Raw genomic sequence first — 19,413 nt, 5'->3', positions numbered from 1 at the left:
CCCGAGCCGGCTCGTCCCGACGAGCCGGCTCGGCGCCCGGACCCGCGCAGGGAGGCGCACGATGGCGACGAACACGATGGTCGAACCTGCGGCGCCGCCCGGCCGCAGCGCCCGACCCGTCAAAGCGGGCGGCAAGCGGAAGAGCCCGTACCCGCACTGGTTCTATCTCCCGGCGGCGATCGTCTACTCGGTGCTCTTCCTGGTGCCCACCTTCGCGTCCTTCTACTTCAGCCTCACCCGGTGGACGCTCTTCGACACCGAGTTCATCGGCTTCGGCAACTTCGTCACGTTCTTCGAGCAGCCACAGCTCGTCACCGGCCTGGTGAACACGATGATCTACGCCTTCGTCACGTCCGGGGCGAAGGTGGTGCTGGGCCTGCTCCTCGCGGTGTTCCTCACGTCGCAGATCATCGCCCGCGGATTCCTGCGATCGGTGATCTTCTTCCCCGTACTCGTGAGCACCGTCGGCGTCGGTATCGCGTTCCAGGTCCTCATGGATCCGCAGGAAGGACTCATCAACGACTCACTTGCCCTGCTGGGAATCGACGGGCCGGGCTGGCTCACCGATCCCGACCTCGCGCTGCTGTCGATCGCCGGGGTCGACGTCTGGAAGGGGGTCGGCCTGGCGACCGTCATCTACATCGCCGGCATCGTCTCGATTCCGCAGGAGTACCACGAAGCCGCGAGGGTCGACGGGGCCAGCTCATGGCAGAACTTCCGGCACATCATTCTCCCACTGGCGAGGCCCGCCACCGCCACGGTGATCATCCTGTCGCTCATCGGAGGGCTGCGGTCCTTCGAGCTCATCTGGGCGATGACGCGCGGTGGGCCGGGCTACACCTCGGACGTGATCGCGTCCGTGATCTACAAGCAGTACCAGGCCGGTTTCTACGGAATCTCCACCGCGGGCAACGTGGTGCTGTTCGTGGTCGTCACGGCGATCGTCCTGCCGCTGACGCTCTTCCTCAACCGGCGAGAGGTGGAGATGTGAACCGCACCTACCGCTACTGGGCCAGCACGCTCGGCCTCGTCCTCACGGGCATCATCTTCGTGGTCCCGTTCGCGTTCATCGTGCTCACGTCGCTGAAGACGCGGCAGGAGGCCAACCTCCTCGAGTTCTCCTGGCCCACCGAGATCGCTTTCGTCGACAACCTCGTCGACGTGATCCAGGCGCGCGATCTGATGCTCGTGATCGCCTTCATCAACAGCACGGTGCTGACGGTCGCCAGCGTGGCCGGCATCGTGGTGCTCTCCGCGATGGTGGCCTTCGTGCTGCAGCGGCGGAAGACGCGCTGGAACCCGTTCATCAACTTCCTCGTGCTGTCCGGGCTCATCATCCCACCGGCAGTGGTTCCAACGATCTGGGTGCTCCAGGGGATCAGCCTGTTCGACACCATGCTCGGGCTCATTCTCGTCGAGGTGGCGTTCGGCCTGTCGTTCTCGATCCTGCTCTTCCGGGCCTTCATCTCGACGATTCCGCGGGAGATCGACGAGGCCGCCATCATCGACGGTGCGGGCCCCCTGCGGGTCTTCTTCCGGATCATCCTGCCGCTGCTGAAGCCGGTGGTCGTCACGGTGATCGTCGTACAGGCGGTGCAGGTCTTCAACGACTTCGTGAACCCCCTCTACTTCCTCCCCGGCAATCCCACCGTGCAGCTCACGCTCTACAACTTCCAGAGCCAGTTCCAGACGAGCTACAACCTGCTCTTCATGGACATCCTGCTCATCACGATTCCGCCGCTCGTCATGTTCATCTTCTTCAACCGCCAGATCGTCGCCGGGATGACCTCCGGCGCCGTGAAGGGCTGAGCCAGAGCAGCCCACTCCCCTCCGCCGATCCGTTCCAGGAAGGACGTCCGTGACCGCTGCGCCGTCGACCCGCGTCATCCGCACCACCGCCGAGCACGCCACCGACCGCAGCACGGTCCCCACACCGACGCCACGCCTGTCCTGGGTGGTCGAGACCGACGTGCCGGACTGGCGGCAGGCGTCCGCCGAGGTGGAGCTCACGCCCACCGGTGACGGGGACGCGACGACCGTCCGGCTCGACGGCCCCGACTCGGTGCTCGTCGGCTGGCCCTTCGAGCCGCTGGCAGCCGGCGACGAGGTCGCCGTCCGGGTGCGGGTCACCGGTGCCGACGGTGGAACCTCCGCCTGGAGCGCCCCGCTGCCCGTCGTCGCGGGCTTCCTCGCCGACGGGCAATGGAGCGCGCGGATGGTCGGACTCGCCGACCCGCAGCAACCGGCTCAGCCGGTGCTCGTGCGCCGCACCTTCACCGTCGACCGCCCGGTCCGGCGGGCGCGCCTGTTCGCGACCGCGCACGGCGTCTACCAGGTCTCGATCAACGGGCACGACGTCGACGACGAGGTGCTGAAGCCGGGCTGGACCGCGTACCAGTGGCGACTCGTGCACGAGACGACCGACGTCACCGACCTTCTCGTCGACGGGGAGAACGCCGTCGGCGTCCGCCTGGCGGGCGGCTGGTGGACCGAGCGCTTCGGCTTCCGGGACGCCGCCGCGCGCGTCTACGGCGAGCAGCCCGAGGTCGCGCTGCAGCTCGTCGTGGATTACACCGACGGCACGAGCGAGACGATCGCCAGCGGCGAGGGCTGGCGGGCGAGCGGTGACGGCCCGACGACGCGCAGCGGGATCTATCTCGGCGAGCGCTTCGACGCGCGGCTCGAACCCGCGGGCTGGTCGAGTCCCGGCTTCGACGACCACGCCTGGTCGCCGGTGCGGGTCGACGGGGACGTCCCGGTGCCGCAGGCGCGCCGCTGTCCGGGCGCCCGCCGCGTCGCCGAACTGCCGGTCCGGGAGGTCATCACGACACCGAGCGGGAAAACGGTGCTCGACTTCGGTCAGAACCTCGTCGGGTGGCTGCGCCTCACCGCGCGCGGCGAGGCCGGAACGACGATCACGCTCAAGCACGCCGAGGTCCTCGACGACGGTGAGCTCGGCACGCGACCGCTGCGCGCGGCCGAGGCCACCGACACGTTCACGCTCGCCGGCGCGGGCGAGGAGACGTGGGAACCGTGGTCGACGTTCCACGGTTTCCGCTACGCGCAGGTCGACGGCTGGCCCGGCGAGCTCGACCCGTCCGATGTCGTCGCCGTGGCCGTGAGCAGCGACATGCGCCGCTCCGGCGAGTTCGAGTGCTCCCACGAGCAACTGCAGCAGTTGCACGAGAACATCGTCTGGGGGATGCGCGGCAACTTTCTGCACGTGCCCACCGACTGCCCGCAGCGCGACGAGCGGCTCGGCTGGACCGGCGACATCCAGGTCTTCGCGCCGACCGCCACCGACCTCTTCGACTGCAACGGGTTTCTGGCGAGCTGGCTGCAGGACCTCGCGCTCGAACAGGAAGCGGCGGGCGGCATCGTTCCGTTCGTCGTGCCGCACGTCCTCGGCAGGCCCATCCCCGCGGCCGCCTGGGGAGACGCCGCCACGGTGGTCCCGGCGGTGCTCCACGAGCGCTACGGCGACCGGCAGGTGCTCGTCGACCAGTACCCGAGCATGCGCGCGTGGGTGGAGACCATCCTGGGGCTCGCGGGCGAGCGCAGGCTCTGGGAGGGGAAGTTCCAGTTCGGCGACTGGCTCGATCCTGCGGCGCCGCCCCAGCGGCCCGGGGAGGCGAAGACCGACCCCGACGTCGTCGCGAGCGCCCACGTCTTCCGCTCCACCGACATCCTCGCTCGCACGGCCGCGCTCCTCGGGTACACCGACGACGCGCAGCGTTACCGGCGCATCGCCGAGGAGGTGCGCGCCGCGTTCCTGCGCGAGTACGTCACGGGCGCCGGGCGGATGCTCTCGGACACCCAGACCGCGTACGCGATGGCCATCGAGTACGGCATCGCCACCGACCCGCAGACGCGCACGCAGATGGGAGACCGGCTCGCCGATCTGGTCCGCGCGGCCGGGTACCGGGTGGCCACCGGCTTCGTCGGCACCCCGATCGTCTGTGACGCGCTGACGAGCACGGGGCACGTCGACGTGGCGGGCCGGCTGCTGCTGCAGACCGAGAACCCGTCGTGGCTCTACCCCGTGACGATGGGGGCGACCACGGTCTGGGAACGCTGGGACAGCATGCTCGAGGACGGTTCGATCAACCCGGGCCAGATGACGTCGTTCAACCACTATGCGTTCGGCGCGATCGCCGACTGGATGCACCGCACGGTCGCCGGTCTGGCAGCCGCCGCGCCCGGGTACCGGGAGCAGCGGATCGCGCCGCATCCGATCGCGGGGCTCGACTTCGCCCGGGTCACGCACGAGACCCCGTACGGGAGGGCGGCCGCCGGCTGGGAGCGAACCGCAGGCGGCGTCGTCGTGACCGCGGTGGTGCCGGCCGGCACCACCGCCACCGTGCACCTGCCCGACGGGTCGGACCCGCTGGTCGTCGGCTCGGGATCGCATTCCTGGACGGTCGCCGTGAACGGCCGATCCGCGCCCGGCGGCGCCGTCTCACTCGACTCCGAGCTCGCCGACATCGTCGACGACCCGGCGGCGTATGCGGCCGTCATGGGCACGCTGCGCGAGTACGACGAGGAGCAGGCGCGGGAGTTCCGCGACACCACCCGGTGGGTGCGCGGCAGCCGGCTCGCCGACGTGATGCGCCGGATCCCGCCGGTCGTCCAGACCGAGGTCGCCGAGGCCCTCGCCGGCGTGACCCGGGCCCGCCGTGCGGGATGAAACGTTCCATGCGGTGATCACGAGTCGCCGAGGCGAGGCCTGACCGTGCGCCACCACGAGGAGACGCTCGCTGCGTTCGTCGCCGACGCCCGCGGTGAACCGGACGCCGTGGGTGTCGTCGTCGTGGGGTCGGTTGCCCGGGGCACCGAGCGGGCGGACTCCGACGTCGACGTGTACCTCGTCGTCACCGACGACGCGTTCGCTCGCGCGGGCGAGCAGAACCGGCTGAGCTACGTCCGGCGGGACGTCGGCACGTACGCGGGTGGGTACGTCGACGTGAAGGTCGCGACGGAGCACTACCTCGTGGTGGCTGCCGAGCGCGGTGACGACCCGGTGCGGGCGTCCTTCGCCGGGGCCCGTGTGGCCTGGTCACGCAGCGACGACCTCGATGATCTCGTCGCGCGCGTCCCGGTCGTCCCCGACGGCGCGTGGGAGACGCGGGTGGCCTCGTTCATCGCCCAGGCCCGGCTGTACGGGGAGTACTTCCTGCCGCAGGGCGCGAAACTCGCCAACGACTTTCTCCGCCACCACGCCGCCGTCCATCTGGTGACAGCCGCTGGCCGAGCCCTGTTGGCGCACCACCGCGTGCTCTTCCGGGGGCCGAAGTACCTCGAGGAGACCCTCCGGACGCTCGACCGGCTCCCGGAGGACTACCTCGACCTCATGTCCCGCGTGCTGACCAATCCCACACCGGACGCCGGGGCCGCGCTGCTGGCGGCCGTGGAGGCCTTCCACCCGTGGCCGTTGCCGGCCGCCGAGACGCTGTCGGTGTTCGTCCGCGACAACGAGCTCGCGTGGCTGACCGGCACCCCGCCGCCCGAGTTCTCCTGACTACCGTCGCCCGAACTGCAGCGACGGCACCGCCCGTAGCCCCGACGTCGTGGGCCGCTGCGCGAGCTCCAGGTCCTGCATCGTGAACCGCTTGCCGTCGATCGAGGTCACCGCGTCGACGGTGGTGGCGAGCTCGGTGTTGGCCCGCAGCGCGCCGAGCCCGGTGCCGAGGACACGCACGACGACGGTGTTCTCGCCGGCGCGCAGCGCGTCGGTGACGTCGACGGCGTAGGGCGGCGCCCACGCCCAGCCGCAGACGACGTCGTTCACGATCACCTGGGCGACCTCGCCCACCGGTGCGGCGACGTCCGCCCGGTACGACGCTCCGCGCAGTGCCGGCTCGCCGGGGACGTCGCGTGGCTCGGCCCTCACGGGACCGAGGTCGAGCAGCACGCGCCCGCCGAGCCGATCGCCGTCGACGATCACGGTCGTCTCGTAGGAAGCGCCACCCGAATAGTCGGCCCGCCCGGGGTCGTCCTCCCAGCGGTGCGGCACTGCCACGTCGTTCCGCTCCTGGGGAGCGTCCTCGTACGCGACGGTCCACGGCCCGGTGAGGTCGACGGCGTCGGCGGGGCCGTCCGCCGAGGCGGCCGGGACATCCTGGTCGGGCGCGGGCAGCGCGACGAGGACGGCCGCCTCGTACGGCTGCAGGTCCAGCGGCACCCCGCCGTCGACGACATCGACCCGGTGCGCCCGACCGGTGCGCGCGTCCCACCGCTCGAACGCGGCGGCGTCATCGCGGGTGCGCAGCACGAAGGACTGAGGGTGCGGACCGGTGTTCGCGACGAGATAGACGTCGGCCTCCCCGGCACGGCGGTGCACGACGCCGACGTCCGGCGTCACGGGACTCGTCGGGGCGTCCGGCGGCACGACCGCGGCGAGCGCGGGCAGCAGCGCGTCGACGTCGTCCACGGCGACCCAGCCGTCCCGCTGGACGGCGCCGCCCACGGTGACGACGGCACCGCCCGCGGCGACGTGCTTCTCGAGCAGCCGTGCCGTCTCCACCGGCAGGTCCCGGACGAACGGCAGGACGACGACGCGGTACCGGCTCCAGTCGGCCTCTCGCAGCGCGATGTCGTCGACGAGGTCGTAGTCGTACCCGGCCTCACGCAACGCCGCGGGAAGGCCCTCGCCGATGTGGCCGCGGGTCGCACGCCACAGGTCGAGGTAGCCGCGTGTGCCGGGTTCGAAGCGCAGCGCGGCGTCGCGGCTGGGCGCGTAGAGAGCGACGTCGACGACCGGGTGGCCCTGGCGCAGCAGCCAGCACAGGCGGTGCAGGTAGCTCGCGAGCGCGGGCATGGCCGGCCACCACGGGTTCACGTCGCTGAGGGCACCGGCCGCGTAGAAGATCCAGCCGGGCGGCTGCGCGCTCGGTGGCGAGTACGGCCAGCCGTGCCCGATGAGCTGGTTGACGCCCAGGAGCAGGTGCTCGTGTGCCTCACCGACCAGATCGAGCGGCGTCGCGGCCAGCGACGGCGAGTGCACCCAGGTCCAGGTCTCCGACGAGACGACGGGCCGCTGGTACAGGTGCGCCGCCGACGTGGCCCACTTCGTCTGCGTGACCGACCGCCACCCCCAGCCCTCCCCCTCGGGCAGGTCCGCGTGCCGGTACGCGCTCAACGCACCGGGCGGCTGCCCGTAGCTCTGGATGCGGAACAGGACGCCGTGCCGCTGCGCCCACTCACGCACCACGGCGACGAAGTTCTCCTCGTAGAGCTCCCCGAGCGTCGTCGCGACATCGGAGCGGACCCGCTCCGAGCCCACAACGCGGGTGTGCAGCAGCGGCAGCTCGGGCAGGAGGTCGTAGCCGCGACGGGCGCGGAACTCCTCCGGCAGCGAAGGCGTCCAGTCCGCGCCGTACACCTCGAGGCTGTCGCAGAAGACCGCGGTCACGAGCTCGCTCGGGACCGCGGCGAGGATCGGGTCGGCGACGGCGCGCAGGTGCGTCTCGGTCGCCGTCCGGCTGAGGTGGTCGAGCACCGGTCCTTCCGCGCCGAGGGCCGCCCGCTTGACGTTCTGGCCGGTCGGGCTCGACAGCGCGAGAAGGACGACGCGCGGCCCGGACCCGTCCGGGATCTCGACGACGCCGCCGCGGACCGGCAGCTGCCGCCACCGCACGGGCGGTTCCTGCAGGGAGCCGTCGCCGATGTACGCGGCGATGAACCGGTCACCGGGCCAGGGCTGCGCGACGGGGATCCGGGCAGCGCGTGGCGGCACCTCGCGCATGTCCCATCGCAGCTGCCGCGCAGCGGTCTCGTCCGTGATGTGCGGGCCGCCGAACGACCACCCGCTGCCGATCGTGACGTCGAAGCGCAGGCCGAGCCGGGATGCCGTCTCGGCGGCGAACCGCAGCCGGGACAGGAACCGCTCGGAGAGGAAGCCGCCCGCCGTCCGGTCCACTTCGGACGTCGACAACGGATACGTCGAGCAGACCTCGACTCCGCCGATGCCCGCGGCTGCCATGGCCTCCAGCTCGCGGGCGAGCTCGGCCTCCTCGACGACGGGGCCGAACCACCACCAGCGCATCATCACGCGGCTGCGCGGCGGTGGGGCGGCGAAGCACTCGCGCAGCTTCCGGGCGGTCGGCTCGGCAGACGTCATCGTCGCGGGCTCCCTTGATCAGCGTCTGTGAAACGTATCAAGGTCACACTGCGCGTGGCGGGAACAATCGGGAGCTAGCGAGGTGCCGCGAGGACGTCTCGGACCACGTCCTCCAGCGTGACGCCGGCCAACTCGCGCTTCAGGGTCTCCTCGATGCCCTCGTAGATACCCTGCATCGCCGGCCGGATGCCGTAACCGACCACGCACCCCTGGTCCGGGGTGGCGCGGTGCATCGCGAACAGCGGGCCGGGTTCCACCGCCTCGTACACGTCCAGCAGGGTCATCGACTCCAGCCCGCGCGCCAGCACCCAGCCTGCGCCCACACCCCGCCGGGACTCCACGAGCCCCGCCCTGCGCAGCTCGCCGAGCAGCCGCCTGATCACCACGGGATTGGTGTTGGCGCTGGTCGCGATCTGCTCGGACGTGGCGACCTCGTGGCCCTGTCGCTGGTAGAGCCCGATCCAGGCGAGAGCGTGAGCGGCGATGGTCAACCTGCTGTTGGCGCTCATGAACCCTCTCTCTCCGCTGCAACGATCCATGTTACGACGGGCACAGTCGTAACAGAGACTGTTGCGAATGACAGTCGTAACATCTAGCGTTACGACTGTCAGCAAAACTCGACCACCGAGGTGGGAAGACATGAACAAGCCGCTCACGGGCAAGGTCGCCCTGGTCACCGGGGGATCCCGCGGACTGGGAGCCGCGACCGTACGGCTGCTGGCCGAGCGGGGCGCCGACGTCGCGTTCACCTATGCCAACTCCGAGAAGAAGGCGCAGGCCGTCGTCGACGACGTGCGCGGCACGGGCGCGAAGGCCGTCGCCTTCAAGTCCGACCAGGCGGACATGAGCCAGGCGCGGGTGCTGATCGACAACGTGGTCGCCTACTTCGGCGGCCTGGACATCCTCGTCAACAACGCGGCGATCTCGCCGGAGCAGGGCCGCACGGTGGACGACCCGGATGCCGACACCGCCGCGCTGGACCGGATGCACGCCACCAACTACCTCGGCGTGATCGCCACCATCCGGGCCGCCTCCCAGGTGATGCGCACGGGCGGCCGGATCGTCACGGTGAGCTCGGGACTCGGCACCCGGGTCGGTGTGTCGGGCGTTGCCGACTACGCGGCGACCAAATCGGGGGTCGAGAGGTACACCCTGGGCGTCGCGCGGGACCTCGGGCGCAAGGACATCACGGCCAACGTCGTGGAAGCCGGATTGATGGAGAGCGGAATGGAGCCGCCGGACGCCGAGACCCTCAAGGCCTTGCTCAGCTCCCTCTCCCTGCAGCGCATGGGCCACCCCGACGAAATCGCCGCGGCGATCGCCTTCCTGGCGAGCCCCGAGGCGTCCTACGTCACGGGCGCAGTGCTGGACGCCCACGGCGGCTACAACGCCTGAACCGGAGCCCCGCCCCGCAGGAATGGCCTCGCTCTACCGGCGATCCGCCCCCGGCGAGATGCGGGCCGCCTTCGGCCGCACCACGGGCTCCGCTCGGGGCAGCACCCGGCACAGCGCGTCCAGCTCGTCCGCCGATGTGCTGGCCCACCGACTGACGCACGTGCTGGCGGACGGGCGAACCTTCGCCATGCTCGCTGGGGCGCCGGCGGTCGGCGTCGGTCTGATCACCCTCCGACCGAACGTCTGGTACGAGGGCGAGGTCGGGCTGCTCGACGAGCTGTACGTGGTGCCCGAGCTGCGCAGCCAGGGCATCGGCACGGCGGTGATCGACTTCCTCGTTCAAGTCAGTGGGCGTCGTGGTGCGGCCAGCGGTGGGGGACCTCGATCCCCGCGCGGGCGAGGAGGGCGTCGTGGGCGGCCTGCAGTTCGGGGCGCAACGCGTCGAGGTCGACCGTCGTGCACACGCCGTCGCGGACGACGACCTGGCCATCCACCAGGACGTCCCGGACCGAGCGACCGTCGGTGCCCCAGACGAGCTGCAGTGACACGTCGCCGCGGGGCAGCCAGTTGAACATCGTCGCGTCGTGGACGACGACGTCGGCGAGCTTGCCGGGCTCCAGCGAGCCGATCCGGTCAGCCATGCCGATCGCCTCGGCGCCGCGGATCGTCGCCAGCTCGAAGGCCGTGTCGGCGCCGAACCGCATCGGGTCGCCGCGGGAATCCCGAGCGATGCCCGCGGCGGCCGCCACGGCGCGCAGGATGTCGCCGATGTCGCCGGCGTTCTCGGCGTCGCAGCCGAGCGCGACGCGCCCGCCGCGCTCGACGATGTCGGCGTGGCGGCTGCGGCTCGTCACCCCTTGGCCCATGCGCAGGTAGGACCACGGGCAGTAGGCGATCGCCGTGCGCGTGCCGAGTACCAGCTCCACCTCCGCGTCGTCGAGCCACACCCCGTGCGCGATCAGCAGGTGCTCGCCGAGCACGCCCAGGTCGGCGAGGTGCTGCAGCGGACGCTTGCCGGTCCGGGCGAGGTACTCGGTCGGGTCCGAGCTCGTCGGCGACATGTGCATCGTCATCTGCGCGCCGGCCTCGCGCGCCAGGGCGGCGGCGCCGGCGAACAGCTCGTCGCTGCCGAGGTTGTGGCCCACCAGCGTGACCCAGCCCTCGATCAGCCCGCCCTTCGGCCACGTCGCCAGCACCTCGCGCTGCAGATCGAGCGCCTCGTCGACCGGCGCGCCGTACGGCACGCCGTCGACGTCCCAACCCCAGCGACCGACGGTGCCGCGTACCCCGACCGATGCGAGCGCCTCGCCGACGCGATGCGGGTGGGCGACTGTGCCGGCCTCCACGACGGTCGTCACGCCGAGGCGGAGCGCGGCGACCGCGCTGATCGTCGCGCTCAGCGCGTCATCGTCGGCCGTGTGGGCGCCGTGCACCGGTACGGCCCACGAGAAGATCGCGTCACCGAACTGGATCATGTCGGGGATACACGACTTGATCAGCGGGTCGCCGGTGTGGTGCTGATGGGCGTTGACCATGCCCGGCGTGACGACGCAGCCCGTGGCATCGAGCACGTCGGCATCCGGGTACCGCGCCGTCAGCTCGGACGTCTTGCCCACGGCGACGATCCGGTTGCCGTCGATCGCGACGGTACCGCCGACGAGCACCTCGCGCGCCGGGTTCATGGTCACGACGTCGCCGCCGCGGACGAGCAGGGGCACGGAGGGTCCCTTCGGAAGAGTCGATCTAGAGGGTGAGGTCGTCGGGTTTCATGCCCCGCAGCTCGTCGTAATCCACCTCGACGCACGACAGCCCGCGAGACAGCGCGATCACCTTCGCCCGGGTTGATCCGCCGAGCGACGAAGACCCTGCGGATCTCGCCCAGGGCAGCAGGCTGTAGGTGGCGCCCGTCGTCAGGATCGGCGAAGGCCGCTGGCGCACGATACCTCGGACGTAAGGACATCACGGCCAACGTCGTGGAAGCCGGATTGATGGAGAGCGGAATGGAGCCGCCGGACGCCGAGACCCTCTCCCTGCAGCGCATGGGCCACCCCGACGAAATCGCCGCGGCGATCGCCTTCCTGGCGAGCCCCGAGGCGTCCTACGTCACGGGCGCAGTGCTGGACGCCCACGGCGGCTACAACGCCTGAACCGGAGCCCCGCCCCGCAGGAATGGCCTCGCTCTACCGGCGATCCGCCCCCGGCGAGATGCGGGCCGCCTTCGGCCGCACCGCGGGCTCCGCTCGGGGCAGCACCCGGCACAGCGCGTCCAGCGCACTCGACCAGGCGCTGTCCGACGGTGTGGCATAGCCCACGACCAGCGCGTCCCCGCGCCGCACGGGCTCACCGCCCGACGCCGCGTCCCCCTCCGACTCCGGTGCTGCGGCCCCGTCCCGTGCCGGCTCCCGCGCTCCGGTCGACCGGAGGGCGAAGGACCCGAGACCCTCCAGGGCGAGACCCTGCGCGGCTGCAGCAGAGACCACGGACTGCTCAGTGCCCGGCGGGAGTTCGACGACGGCGTGCAACCCCGCTGCGATGCCCGACACGCTGATGCCGGGCGCGTGCTCCGCGAGAGCCGCGACCAGCTGGTCGCGGCGGCGGCGGTACCGCAGCCGCATCGCCCGCACGTGCCGGTCGTAATCCCCGGACGTGATGAACTCCGCGAGCGTCAGCTGGTCGAGGGCGCTGGGAGCCCAGTCCACGTGCCCCTTGGCCTCCACCGCTCCGCGTACTACCGACCCGGGGAGCACGATCCAGCCGATGCGCAGCCCCGGCGCGAGCGACTTGCTCGCCGTGCCGAAGTACACGACCCGCTCGGGATCGAGCCCCTGCAGCGCACCGACGGGCTGACGGTCGTAGCGGAACTCGCCGTCGTAGTCGTCCTCCAGGACCAGTCCGCCCCTGGCGCGCGCCCAGTCGACCGCGGCCGCCCGCCGGTCGGCGCGCAACGCCCCTCCGATGGGGTACTGGTGTGCCGGCGTCAGCAGGACGGCGCCCGCGCGCTGGAGAGGGAGCTCCTCCGTGCGCGTGCCGTCCTCGTCCAGCAGGAGGGCGTGGGTGCGCAACCCCGCCTCGGTCAACAGGTCCTGGTATTGGGGGACGCCGTACGACTCGATGGCCACGGTTCGCACGCGGCGCGCGCTCAACACCCCGCCGATCAAGCGCAGCGCGTGCACGAAGCCCGCGCAGATCAGCATGCGCTCCGGGTCGGCGTACACACCGCGCGCTCTGGCCAGGTAGTCGGCGAGGGCAGTGCGCAGTTCGATGCGACCGCGCGGGTCGCCGTAGCCGAACGCCTCGTGCGGTGCGGCCGTCAGTGCTCGCCGGGCCGCCGCCAGCCACTGTGCACGCGGGAAGCTCGCGAGGTCGGGGTTGCCGGGCAGCAGGCTGTAGGTGACGCCCGCCGTCCGGATCGGCGAGGGCCGCTGGTGCACGATGCGATCCGTGCCGCTCGCCGGTGCCCTGCGGGGTTCGGCACGCCGGGCGACGCGGGTGCCCGAACCCTGCTGCGAGGTGAGCCAGCCCTCTGCGACCAGCTCGGCATAGGCATCGGCGACGGTGTTGCGGGCGATGGACAGATCAGCGGCAAGGGTGCGGGACGAGGGCAGCCGGGCGCCGGGTGCGAGGCGCCCCGTTCGGACGGCCTCACGCAGGGCGTCCATCAGGGAAGCCCGCAGGCCGTGGCCGCCGCGCAGGTCAAGGCGACCCAGGTACAGATCGGCTCCGAGGCCCTGGGAAGACGCATTGTCCCTCGGCGAATTGGCCCGCTCCCCTGCCATGGAAATGCACCATACCCCTGGCCCACTGGCCGCTTAGCCTGGGAGCCATGACAACGAACGAACGCCTTCCGGAAAACGGTCGGAGAATCGATCTCGCCAAGCTGGCGCCCGACGTCTTCAAGGCCCTGATCCGCCTCGACACCGCCGCGCGGCAGGGTGTCGACCAAACATTGGTCGAGCTAGTGAAGGTCCGCGCATCGCAGATCAACCACTGCGCGTTCTGCATCGACATGCATACCAAGGACGCTCTGGCCCACGGCGAGTCGGTCGACCGCATCGTGCAGCTCAGTGCGTGGGGCGAGTCGCGGCACTTCTACACGGCGAAGGAGGTGGCAGCGCTCGAACTGACCGAAGCGATCACCGTGCTCACAGACGGGTTCGTGCCCGACGAGGTGTACGCGAGGGCAGCGAGCCAGTTCGACGCGACCGAGCTTGCCCACCTGATCGGGGTCATCACGGTGATCAACGCCTTCAACCGCGTGAGTGTGACGGCGCGGAACGTGCCGGGCCACTACACGCCGGCACAGGCGCACTGAGCTCCCGACCGCCTGCGGCGAGCGATCCGCCGCCGTCATGCCCGGGCCGCGGGAAGCGGCCCCGCACAGCTCATCCAGGCATGCTCGGCACTCCCCATGCGGGGTCCGCGGCCGAGTGCCGTCGGACCGCTGAGCAGCGCTCCGCCTTTCGGTAATTCCGAGGGTTCGAATCAATTCCTCCCCGGCTCGACCGTGCTCATTTTCCACCACTTCACCGGCCGTACCGACCTGTTCATTCGGTCCGCGCCGGCCACAAAGGAGAGATCCATGATTTCACCCATCGTACGGAAAACCGTCGGCGAACCATCGCCCGGAATCAGCAGCAAGCTCGCGGTTCTGCTTGCCGTCGCCAGCGGGGTGGCGGTGGCCAACATCTACTACGCCCAGCCTCTGCTGGACCGGATCGGACGCGACCTCGGAGTCGGCCCGGCCGGGCTCGGGCTGGTCACGACCGTGACCCAGGTCGGCTACCTGCTGGGCCTGATCCTGATCGTGCCGCTCGGCGACCTGATCAACAGGCGGGTCCTCATCGTGGCGGGGTGTGTGATCGCCGCGGCGGCCCTCGTCGGCGTGGCGGTGGCACCGCAACCGCTGATGTTCCTCGTCGCCAGCGGCATCGTGGGAGTGGCGTCCGTCGTGCAGCAGGTCATCATCGCCTACGCGGCCGTGCTGAGCAGTCCCGAGTCGCGCGGGCGCATCCTCGGCATCGTGACCAGTGGTGTGGTCATCGGCATCCTGCTCGCCCGGACCGTGTCCGGTCTGCTCGCCGATGCCCTCGGCTGGCGCTCGGTCTACGTGGTCTCGGCGCTGCTCATGCTCGCGGTCGCGCTCGTCCTGGCCCGCAAGCTGCCGCCGGAAACCACTCGGAGCGCCGTCTCGTACCGCCGCCTGATCTCATCCGTCGTCACGCTCACGGTTCACGAGCGCGTGTTCCGCGTCCGCAGCCTGATCACGCTGTTCATGTTCGCCGGGTTCGGCGCCCTCTGGGGCTCGATAGCACTCCCGCTGACGGCCGCGCCGTGGAACCTGTCCACCACCGAAGTGGGCCTGTTCGGTCTCGTCGGCGCCGCAGGAGCGATCGGGGCCGCACGCGCCGGCACCCTGGCCGACCGCGGACTGGCCCAGTGGGTCACCGGTGTATCCCTCGTCCTGTTCCTCGCTTCGTGGGCACTGATCGCCTGGCTGCCGACCTCTCTGATCCTGCTGATCGTCGGAATCGTCGTCATCGACCTGGCGGGACAGGCCATCCACGTCACCAACCAGCAGTTGATCGTGGCGATCGACCCCAATTCCAGCAGCCGCCTCATCGGCAGCAACATGGTCTATTACGCCATCGGCACGGGCCTGGGCGCGATCGCGGCAACCATCGCCTACAGCGCATGGGGCTGGACCGCCGTCTGCATTCTCGGCGCAGGCCTCAGCACAGTGGCACTCCTGATCTGGGGCGTCGACAGGATCTCTGTGAACCGGGGCGAGTCACGAACTGCGACATCTCGGCCGGACACCGCTCCTGCCCCGGCCGGACTGTCCGAGAACCGCGCCGCGTAATGAGAGCGCATTCCCCGCAGCACCGGCGAAGCTTCACCGACTCGGAAAGCTGGCGGTGACGTGGAAGCGCTCCCCCTGTGGTCCGAGGATGCTCAGGAACTCCACCGGCCGGTCGTCGGCCCGGCCGAACCAGTGCGGCAGGTGGGTGTCGAACTCGGCAACCTCACCCGGCCCCAGCACGAGATCGTCCGTTCCGAGAACGAGACGCATCCGCCCGTCCAGGACGTAGAGCCAGTGATACCCGGCGTGCGACCGCGGCCGCGGCTCGGGCTCGTCGGATTCCGGTGTCAGGATGTGCTTGAACGCTTGCAGCCCACCAGGCCGCCGAGTCAAGGGGATCACGATCATCCCGTTGCGGGTGACCGGGCGCAGGTACACACGGGGGTCACTGGCATCAGGGGCTCGCACCAACTCGTCGAGCGGCACCCGGAACACCTCTGCCAGCGGCAACAAGACCTCCAGGCCCGGCTTGCGATGGCCCGACTCCAACCGTGACAGCGTGCTCACCGCGATCCCGGTTCGCGCCGACAAGGCAGCAAGGGTGATCCCGCGGCGGCGACGCAGCTCCCGCAACCGGGGCCCCACCGCGTCCAGCACGGAGCCGATCAGTTCGTTCATACGGCCACGGTGTCCGCCACTTGCACTTCGCTCAACTTTTGTTGCCGCTGCGACAACGCCGGATATGTACTCCGCGTCCCAGGTCGATGCGCCGGCGTCGACATCGAGGAGGAGGCACGCCCATGGACGCACCCAGGTGGGACCAGATGTATCGCACCCACGGTGACCTCATCAGTGAGAACCCCAACGCGACCTTGGTCGCCGAGGTCCGCGACCTGCGACCCGGACACGCACTCGATGTGGGATGCGGACACGGCGCTGACGCCCGTTGGATGGCCGAGCACGGCTGGGACGTGACTGCGATCGACCTCTCCGGCGTCGCTCTCACCCGAGCCGCCGCGCGAACCGAGGCCGATGCACGCGTGACCTGGCGGCAAGGGGATCTCCTCAGCATCGACCTCCCGCACCAGGCGTTCGACCTGGTGTCAGCCCACTACCTGCCGCTGCCCCGAAGCGAGGACCACGCATCGCTGCGGCGCCTGCTCGATGCCGTGGCGGTCGGCGGAACCCTGCTCGTGGTCAACCACGACCTCGCCGACTTGTCTCCGGAGACCCGCCGAGCAGCCGAGGACCACTACCTCACTCCCGACATCATCGCCTTCCTCCGCCCCGGGTGGACCGTCGAGGTGCATGAGCGGCGACCACGGACGAACCCCGCACCCGCCGGCACGAAACACACCCACGACATCGTCCTGCGGGCCCGACGTGGCCGATAACATCGGGCTCGGCCCGAACCCGGCGTCACTCAGAGATCATTGCGAGGATTCTCCTGGTGGACAACTCGCACAATCCGAGCGCATTCGCCGGAAATACCGTGCCGCATCATGTGGATTCTCCGATCGCTCGCGACCCGGCAACTCGGCAGTCACCATAGGCATCGCAGGAGTGTCGGCGGTGTCCTGAAACACAGCCCGGTCTCCGGGACGATATCGAGGGGAATCAGCGTGAGGAATGACAGACGGGCGTTCATCGGGTCGTTCACCTCGTCGGGGGGTCGAGGCATCATCGTCGCCGAGGTCGACGAGGCGACCGGCGCGTTGCAGGAACGCAGCGTCACCGACGTCGTGGCGAACCCGTCGTTCCTCACGCTCTCCCCCGACGGCACGGTGCTGTACGCGGTCTCCGAGGACGACGACGGCGCTGCCGCAGCGTTCAGCACGAGCGGCGTGGGCGCCGGCGCTGACGACGAGGAGCCGTGGACGCTGCGGCTGCTGGGCGAACAGGTTCCGGTCGGCGCCGCGGTCCCCACTCATCTGACGCTCACCGCCGGACATCTCCTCACCGCCAACTACGGCTCGGGCAGCGTGACCGTGCTGCCGCTGGGAGCCGACGGCGCCTTGCGGTCCGCGAGCGGCATCCGGCAGCACGAGGGAAGCGGCCCGAACGCCGACCGCCAACGCGGCCCACACGCCCACCAGGTGGTCACCGATCCCACTGATCGCTGGGTCCTCAGCGTCGACCTCGGCACCGACTCCGTGTGGATCAGCACCCTCGACACCACCTCCGGGGCGCTCTCGCCGCACCGCGAAACGCCGCTGCGGCCCGGCTCAGGACCCCGCCACCTCGCCTTCCACCCCGCAGGCGATCACGCGTACGTGATGAACGAACTCGACCCCACCATCACCGTCTGCCGCTGGGACCCGCAGACCGGCAGCCTCGACCCTGTGCGCGAGACCCGCGTCCTGCCCGACGACGTGTCGGTCCAGAGCTACGCGTCCGAGGTCGTCCCGTCGATCGACGGCAGGTTCGTCTGGACCGCCAACCGCGGGCCCGACAGCATCTCCGTGCTCGCACTCGACCCCACCTACGAGCATCCGCAGTTGATCACCACCGTGGAGTACGGCGGGCGCTGGCCTCGCCACCTCACGCTGGGACCCACCGGCCGGCACCTCTACGTCTCCGATGAGTACTCGGGCGACGTGACCTGGCTCGACATCGACCCGGACACCGGTGTTCCCTCCGTTGCCGGGTCGCTCCCGGCTCCCGCCGCATCCTGCGTGGTCTTCGGCTGATCCAGGTCGTCCGGCCAGGACGGGCGAAGATCGACGAGCATGGGCGTGCAGGCCGGGCTTCGGGACCCGTCCCGGCTCCCCTCCACGGAAGGAACCCCATGCGGATCACCGGCGCGGACGTCGTCGTCACCAGCCCGGGACGCAACTTCGTCACGCTCGAGATCACCACCGACGACGGGCTGACCGGCTACGGCGACGCAACGCTGAACGGTCGCGAGCTCGCGGTGGCGAGCTACCTCTCCGACCATGTCAGCCCGCTGCTGATCGGACGTGACGCCCACCGGATCGAGGACACCTGGCAGTACCTGTACCGCGGCGCGTACTGGCGGCGCGGCCCCGTGACCATGGCGGCGATCGCCGCGGTCGACGTGGCGCTGTGGGACCTGAAGGCGCAGGTGGCGGGACTTCCGCTGTACCAGTTGCTGGGCGGGGCGAGCCGCAACGGAGTTCGCGCCTACGGGCACGCGAGCGGGCGCGACCTGCCGGAACTGCTCGACTCGATCCGGGAACGCCAGGAACAGGGCTTCCGATCCATCCGGGTGCAGTCCGGCGTGCCGGGACTGGAGACGATCTATGGCATCTCCGCTGCCCCCGGGCCTGCCGGCGATCACGGGCGGCACCCACAGCCGCAGGAGGAGACCTGGGACACGCAGGCCTACCTGCGTCACCTGCCGACAGTGTTCGAGGAGGTGCGCAACGAGTTCGGCCCCGAACTGCCGCTGCTGCACGACGTGCACCACCGGCTCACCCCGATCCAGGCGGCGAGGCTGGGTAAGGCTCTCGAGCCCTACGACCTGTTCTGGCTGGAGGACTGCACGCCCGCGGAGAACCAGGACGGCCTGCGGCTGGTCCGCCGGCACACCACCACCCCACTGGCGATCGGCGAGGTCTTCAACTCGGTGGTCGACTACCAGACGCTGATCCGGGAACAGCTGATCGACTACGTGCGCTCGGCGGTCACGCACGCAGGTGGCGTCACCGCCATGCGCAAGCTGTTCGACCTCGCCGCGCAGTACCAGATCAAGTCCGGCATCCACGGCCCCACCGACATCTCCCCGGTGGGGATGGCCGCCGGGGTGCACCTCGACCTGGCGATCCACAACTTCGGCATCCAGGAGTTCATGCCGCACTGCGCGGAGACCTACGAGGTGTTCCGGCACTCCTACACGTTCAGCGACGGCTACCTGCACCCCGGCGAGACGCCCGGGCTCGGCGTCACCCTGGACCGGGCGGCCGCGGCGCGGTTCGCGTACCGCCCCGCGTATCTGCCGGTCAACCGGCTGCGGGACGGCACCATCCACGACTGGTAGCAACCGAGATCCGCCACCGCCGGACGCGGACGGGTCCTACCATGCTGTGGTCGGCGACACATTTCTCACCGCGCTGCCTGGGCTCTGCCCCGGCCGAGC

17 protein-coding genes and 1 pseudogene are annotated in these 19,413 nt (G+C 70.5%); 12 read left to right on the top strand and 6 right to left on the bottom strand.

Annotation, left to right across the window (positions count from 1 at the left end):
• Nucleotides 1–61 precede the first annotated feature (61 nt).
• The 4 genes from MMF94_RS11405 to MMF94_RS11390 are packed head-to-tail and all read left to right on the top strand — an operon-like array spanning nt 62 to nt 5,518.
• The gene (locus tag MMF94_RS11405) at nt 62–991 is read left to right on the top strand and encodes a carbohydrate ABC transporter permease (protein WP_241036328.1); all 930 of its coding nucleotides are present in this window, start codon (nt 62–64) and stop codon (nt 989–991) included.
• Nucleotides 988–1,809, top strand: a complete 822-nt coding sequence (locus tag MMF94_RS11400; RefSeq protein WP_241036327.1) for a carbohydrate ABC transporter permease — start codon at nt 988–990, stop codon at nt 1,807–1,809. The genes MMF94_RS11405 and MMF94_RS11400 overlap by 4 nt, the downstream gene beginning before the upstream one ends.
• Before the next feature lie 49 nt (nt 1,810–1,858).
• Entirely contained in the window at nt 1,859–4,687 is a 2,829-nt protein-coding gene (locus MMF94_RS11395) for an alpha-L-rhamnosidase (RefSeq protein WP_241036326.1), read from the top strand.
• 45 nt (nt 4,688–4,732) lie between these two features.
• Complete coding sequence (locus MMF94_RS11390; protein ID WP_241036325.1) at nt 4,733–5,518, top strand: nucleotidyltransferase domain-containing protein; 786 nt, start codon at nt 4,733–4,735, stop codon at nt 5,516–5,518.
• Here the strand turns inward: MMF94_RS11390 and MMF94_RS11385 are convergent, their stop codons facing one another.
• Complete coding sequence (locus MMF94_RS11385; protein WP_241036324.1) at nt 5,519–8,119, bottom strand: glycosyl hydrolase; 2,601 nt, start codon at nt 8,117–8,119, stop codon at nt 5,519–5,521.
• Between the two features lie 74 nt (nt 8,120–8,193).
• Nucleotides 8,194–8,628: an Rrf2 family transcriptional regulator gene (locus MMF94_RS11380; RefSeq protein WP_241036323.1), complete on the bottom strand. Its 435-nt coding sequence runs from the start codon at nt 8,626–8,628 to the stop codon at nt 8,194–8,196.
• A 130-nt stretch (nt 8,629–8,758) separates the two neighbouring features.
• Here MMF94_RS11380 and MMF94_RS11375 point away from each other — a divergent pair, with 130 nt between their 5' ends.
• Nucleotides 8,759–9,514: an SDR family NAD(P)-dependent oxidoreductase gene (locus MMF94_RS11375; RefSeq protein ID WP_241036322.1), complete on the top strand. Its 756-nt coding sequence runs from the start codon at nt 8,759–8,761 to the stop codon at nt 9,512–9,514.
• 22 nt (nt 9,515–9,536) lie between these two features.
• A pseudogene (locus tag MMF94_RS43735) lies at nt 9,537–9,818 on the top strand (hypothetical protein); the annotation flags it as partial.
• A 40-nt stretch (nt 9,819–9,858) separates the two neighbouring features.
• On the opposite strand, the gene MMF94_RS11370 reads toward MMF94_RS43735, so the two are convergent.
• Both MMF94_RS11370 and MMF94_RS11365 read right to left on the bottom strand, forming a co-directional pair.
• On the bottom strand, nt 9,859–11,232 hold the full coding sequence (locus MMF94_RS11370) for an amidohydrolase family protein (protein WP_241036321.1): 1,374 nt from the start codon (nt 11,230–11,232) through the stop codon (nt 9,859–9,861).
• Nucleotides 11,233–11,257: 25 nt separating this feature from the next.
• The gene (locus MMF94_RS11365; RefSeq protein WP_241036320.1) at nt 11,258–11,452 is read right to left on the bottom strand and encodes a hypothetical protein; all 195 of its coding nucleotides are present in this window, start codon (nt 11,450–11,452) and stop codon (nt 11,258–11,260) included.
• Nucleotides 11,453–11,502: 50 nt separating this feature from the next.
• Here MMF94_RS11365 and MMF94_RS11360 point away from each other — a divergent pair, with 50 nt between their 5' ends.
• Nucleotides 11,503–11,661 carry an SDR family oxidoreductase gene (locus tag MMF94_RS11360; RefSeq protein WP_241036529.1) on the top strand — a complete coding sequence of 53 codons (159 nt, stop codon included), beginning with the start codon at nt 11,503–11,505 and terminating at the stop codon, nt 11,659–11,661.
• Nucleotides 11,662–11,694: 33 nt separating this feature from the next.
• On the opposite strand, the gene pdxR is transcribed toward MMF94_RS11360, so the two are convergent.
• Nucleotides 11,695–13,290 carry a MocR-like pyridoxine biosynthesis transcription factor PdxR gene (gene pdxR, locus MMF94_RS11355; protein ID WP_241036319.1) on the bottom strand — a complete coding sequence of 532 codons (1,596 nt, stop codon included), beginning with the start codon at nt 13,288–13,290 and terminating at the stop codon, nt 11,695–11,697.
• Between the two features lie 47 nt (nt 13,291–13,337).
• On the opposite strand from pdxR, the gene MMF94_RS11350 reads away from it, so the two are divergent.
• Nucleotides 13,338–13,826 carry a carboxymuconolactone decarboxylase family protein gene (locus MMF94_RS11350; protein ID WP_241036318.1) on the top strand — a complete coding sequence of 163 codons (489 nt, stop codon included), beginning with the start codon at nt 13,338–13,340 and terminating at the stop codon, nt 13,824–13,826.
• Between the two features lie 267 nt (nt 13,827–14,093).
• Nucleotides 14,094–15,374 carry an MFS transporter gene (locus tag MMF94_RS11345; RefSeq protein ID WP_241036317.1) on the top strand — a complete coding sequence of 427 codons (1,281 nt, stop codon included), beginning with the start codon at nt 14,094–14,096 and terminating at the stop codon, nt 15,372–15,374.
• 33 nt (nt 15,375–15,407) lie between these two features.
• Here the strand turns inward: MMF94_RS11345 and MMF94_RS11340 are convergent, their stop codons facing one another.
• On the bottom strand, nt 15,408–15,992 hold the full coding sequence (locus MMF94_RS11340; RefSeq protein ID WP_241036316.1) for a helix-turn-helix domain-containing protein: 585 nt from the start codon (nt 15,990–15,992) through the stop codon (nt 15,408–15,410).
• A gap of 122 nt (nt 15,993–16,114) precedes the next feature.
• Here MMF94_RS11340 and MMF94_RS11335 point away from each other — a divergent pair, with 122 nt between their 5' ends.
• The 3 genes from MMF94_RS11335 to manD all read left to right on the top strand — a co-directional run bounded on the left by MMF94_RS11335 (nt 16,115) and on the right by manD (nt 19,314).
• Nucleotides 16,115–16,708: a class I SAM-dependent methyltransferase gene (locus MMF94_RS11335; protein WP_241036315.1), complete on the top strand. Its 594-nt coding sequence runs from the start codon at nt 16,115–16,117 to the stop codon at nt 16,706–16,708.
• A gap of 228 nt (nt 16,709–16,936) precedes the next feature.
• On the top strand, nt 16,937–18,004 hold the full coding sequence (locus MMF94_RS11330; protein ID WP_241036314.1) for a lactonase family protein: 1,068 nt from the start codon (nt 16,937–16,939) through the stop codon (nt 18,002–18,004).
• Between the two features lie 98 nt (nt 18,005–18,102).
• Nucleotides 18,103–19,314 carry a D-mannonate dehydratase ManD gene (gene manD, locus MMF94_RS11325; RefSeq protein WP_241036313.1) on the top strand — a complete coding sequence of 404 codons (1,212 nt, stop codon included), beginning with the start codon at nt 18,103–18,105 and terminating at the stop codon, nt 19,312–19,314.
• Nucleotides 19,315–19,413 lie beyond the last annotated feature (99 nt).

Origin of the sequence: Pseudonocardia alaniniphila, assembly GCF_022524485.1 — a bacterium.
In the GTDB taxonomy this organism is placed as follows: domain Bacteria; phylum Actinomycetota; class Actinomycetes; order Mycobacteriales; family Pseudonocardiaceae; genus Pseudonocardia; species Pseudonocardia alaniniphila.
Note: the sequence above shows the minus strand (reverse complement) of the source record. Positions and strands in the feature narration are given on the sequence as shown.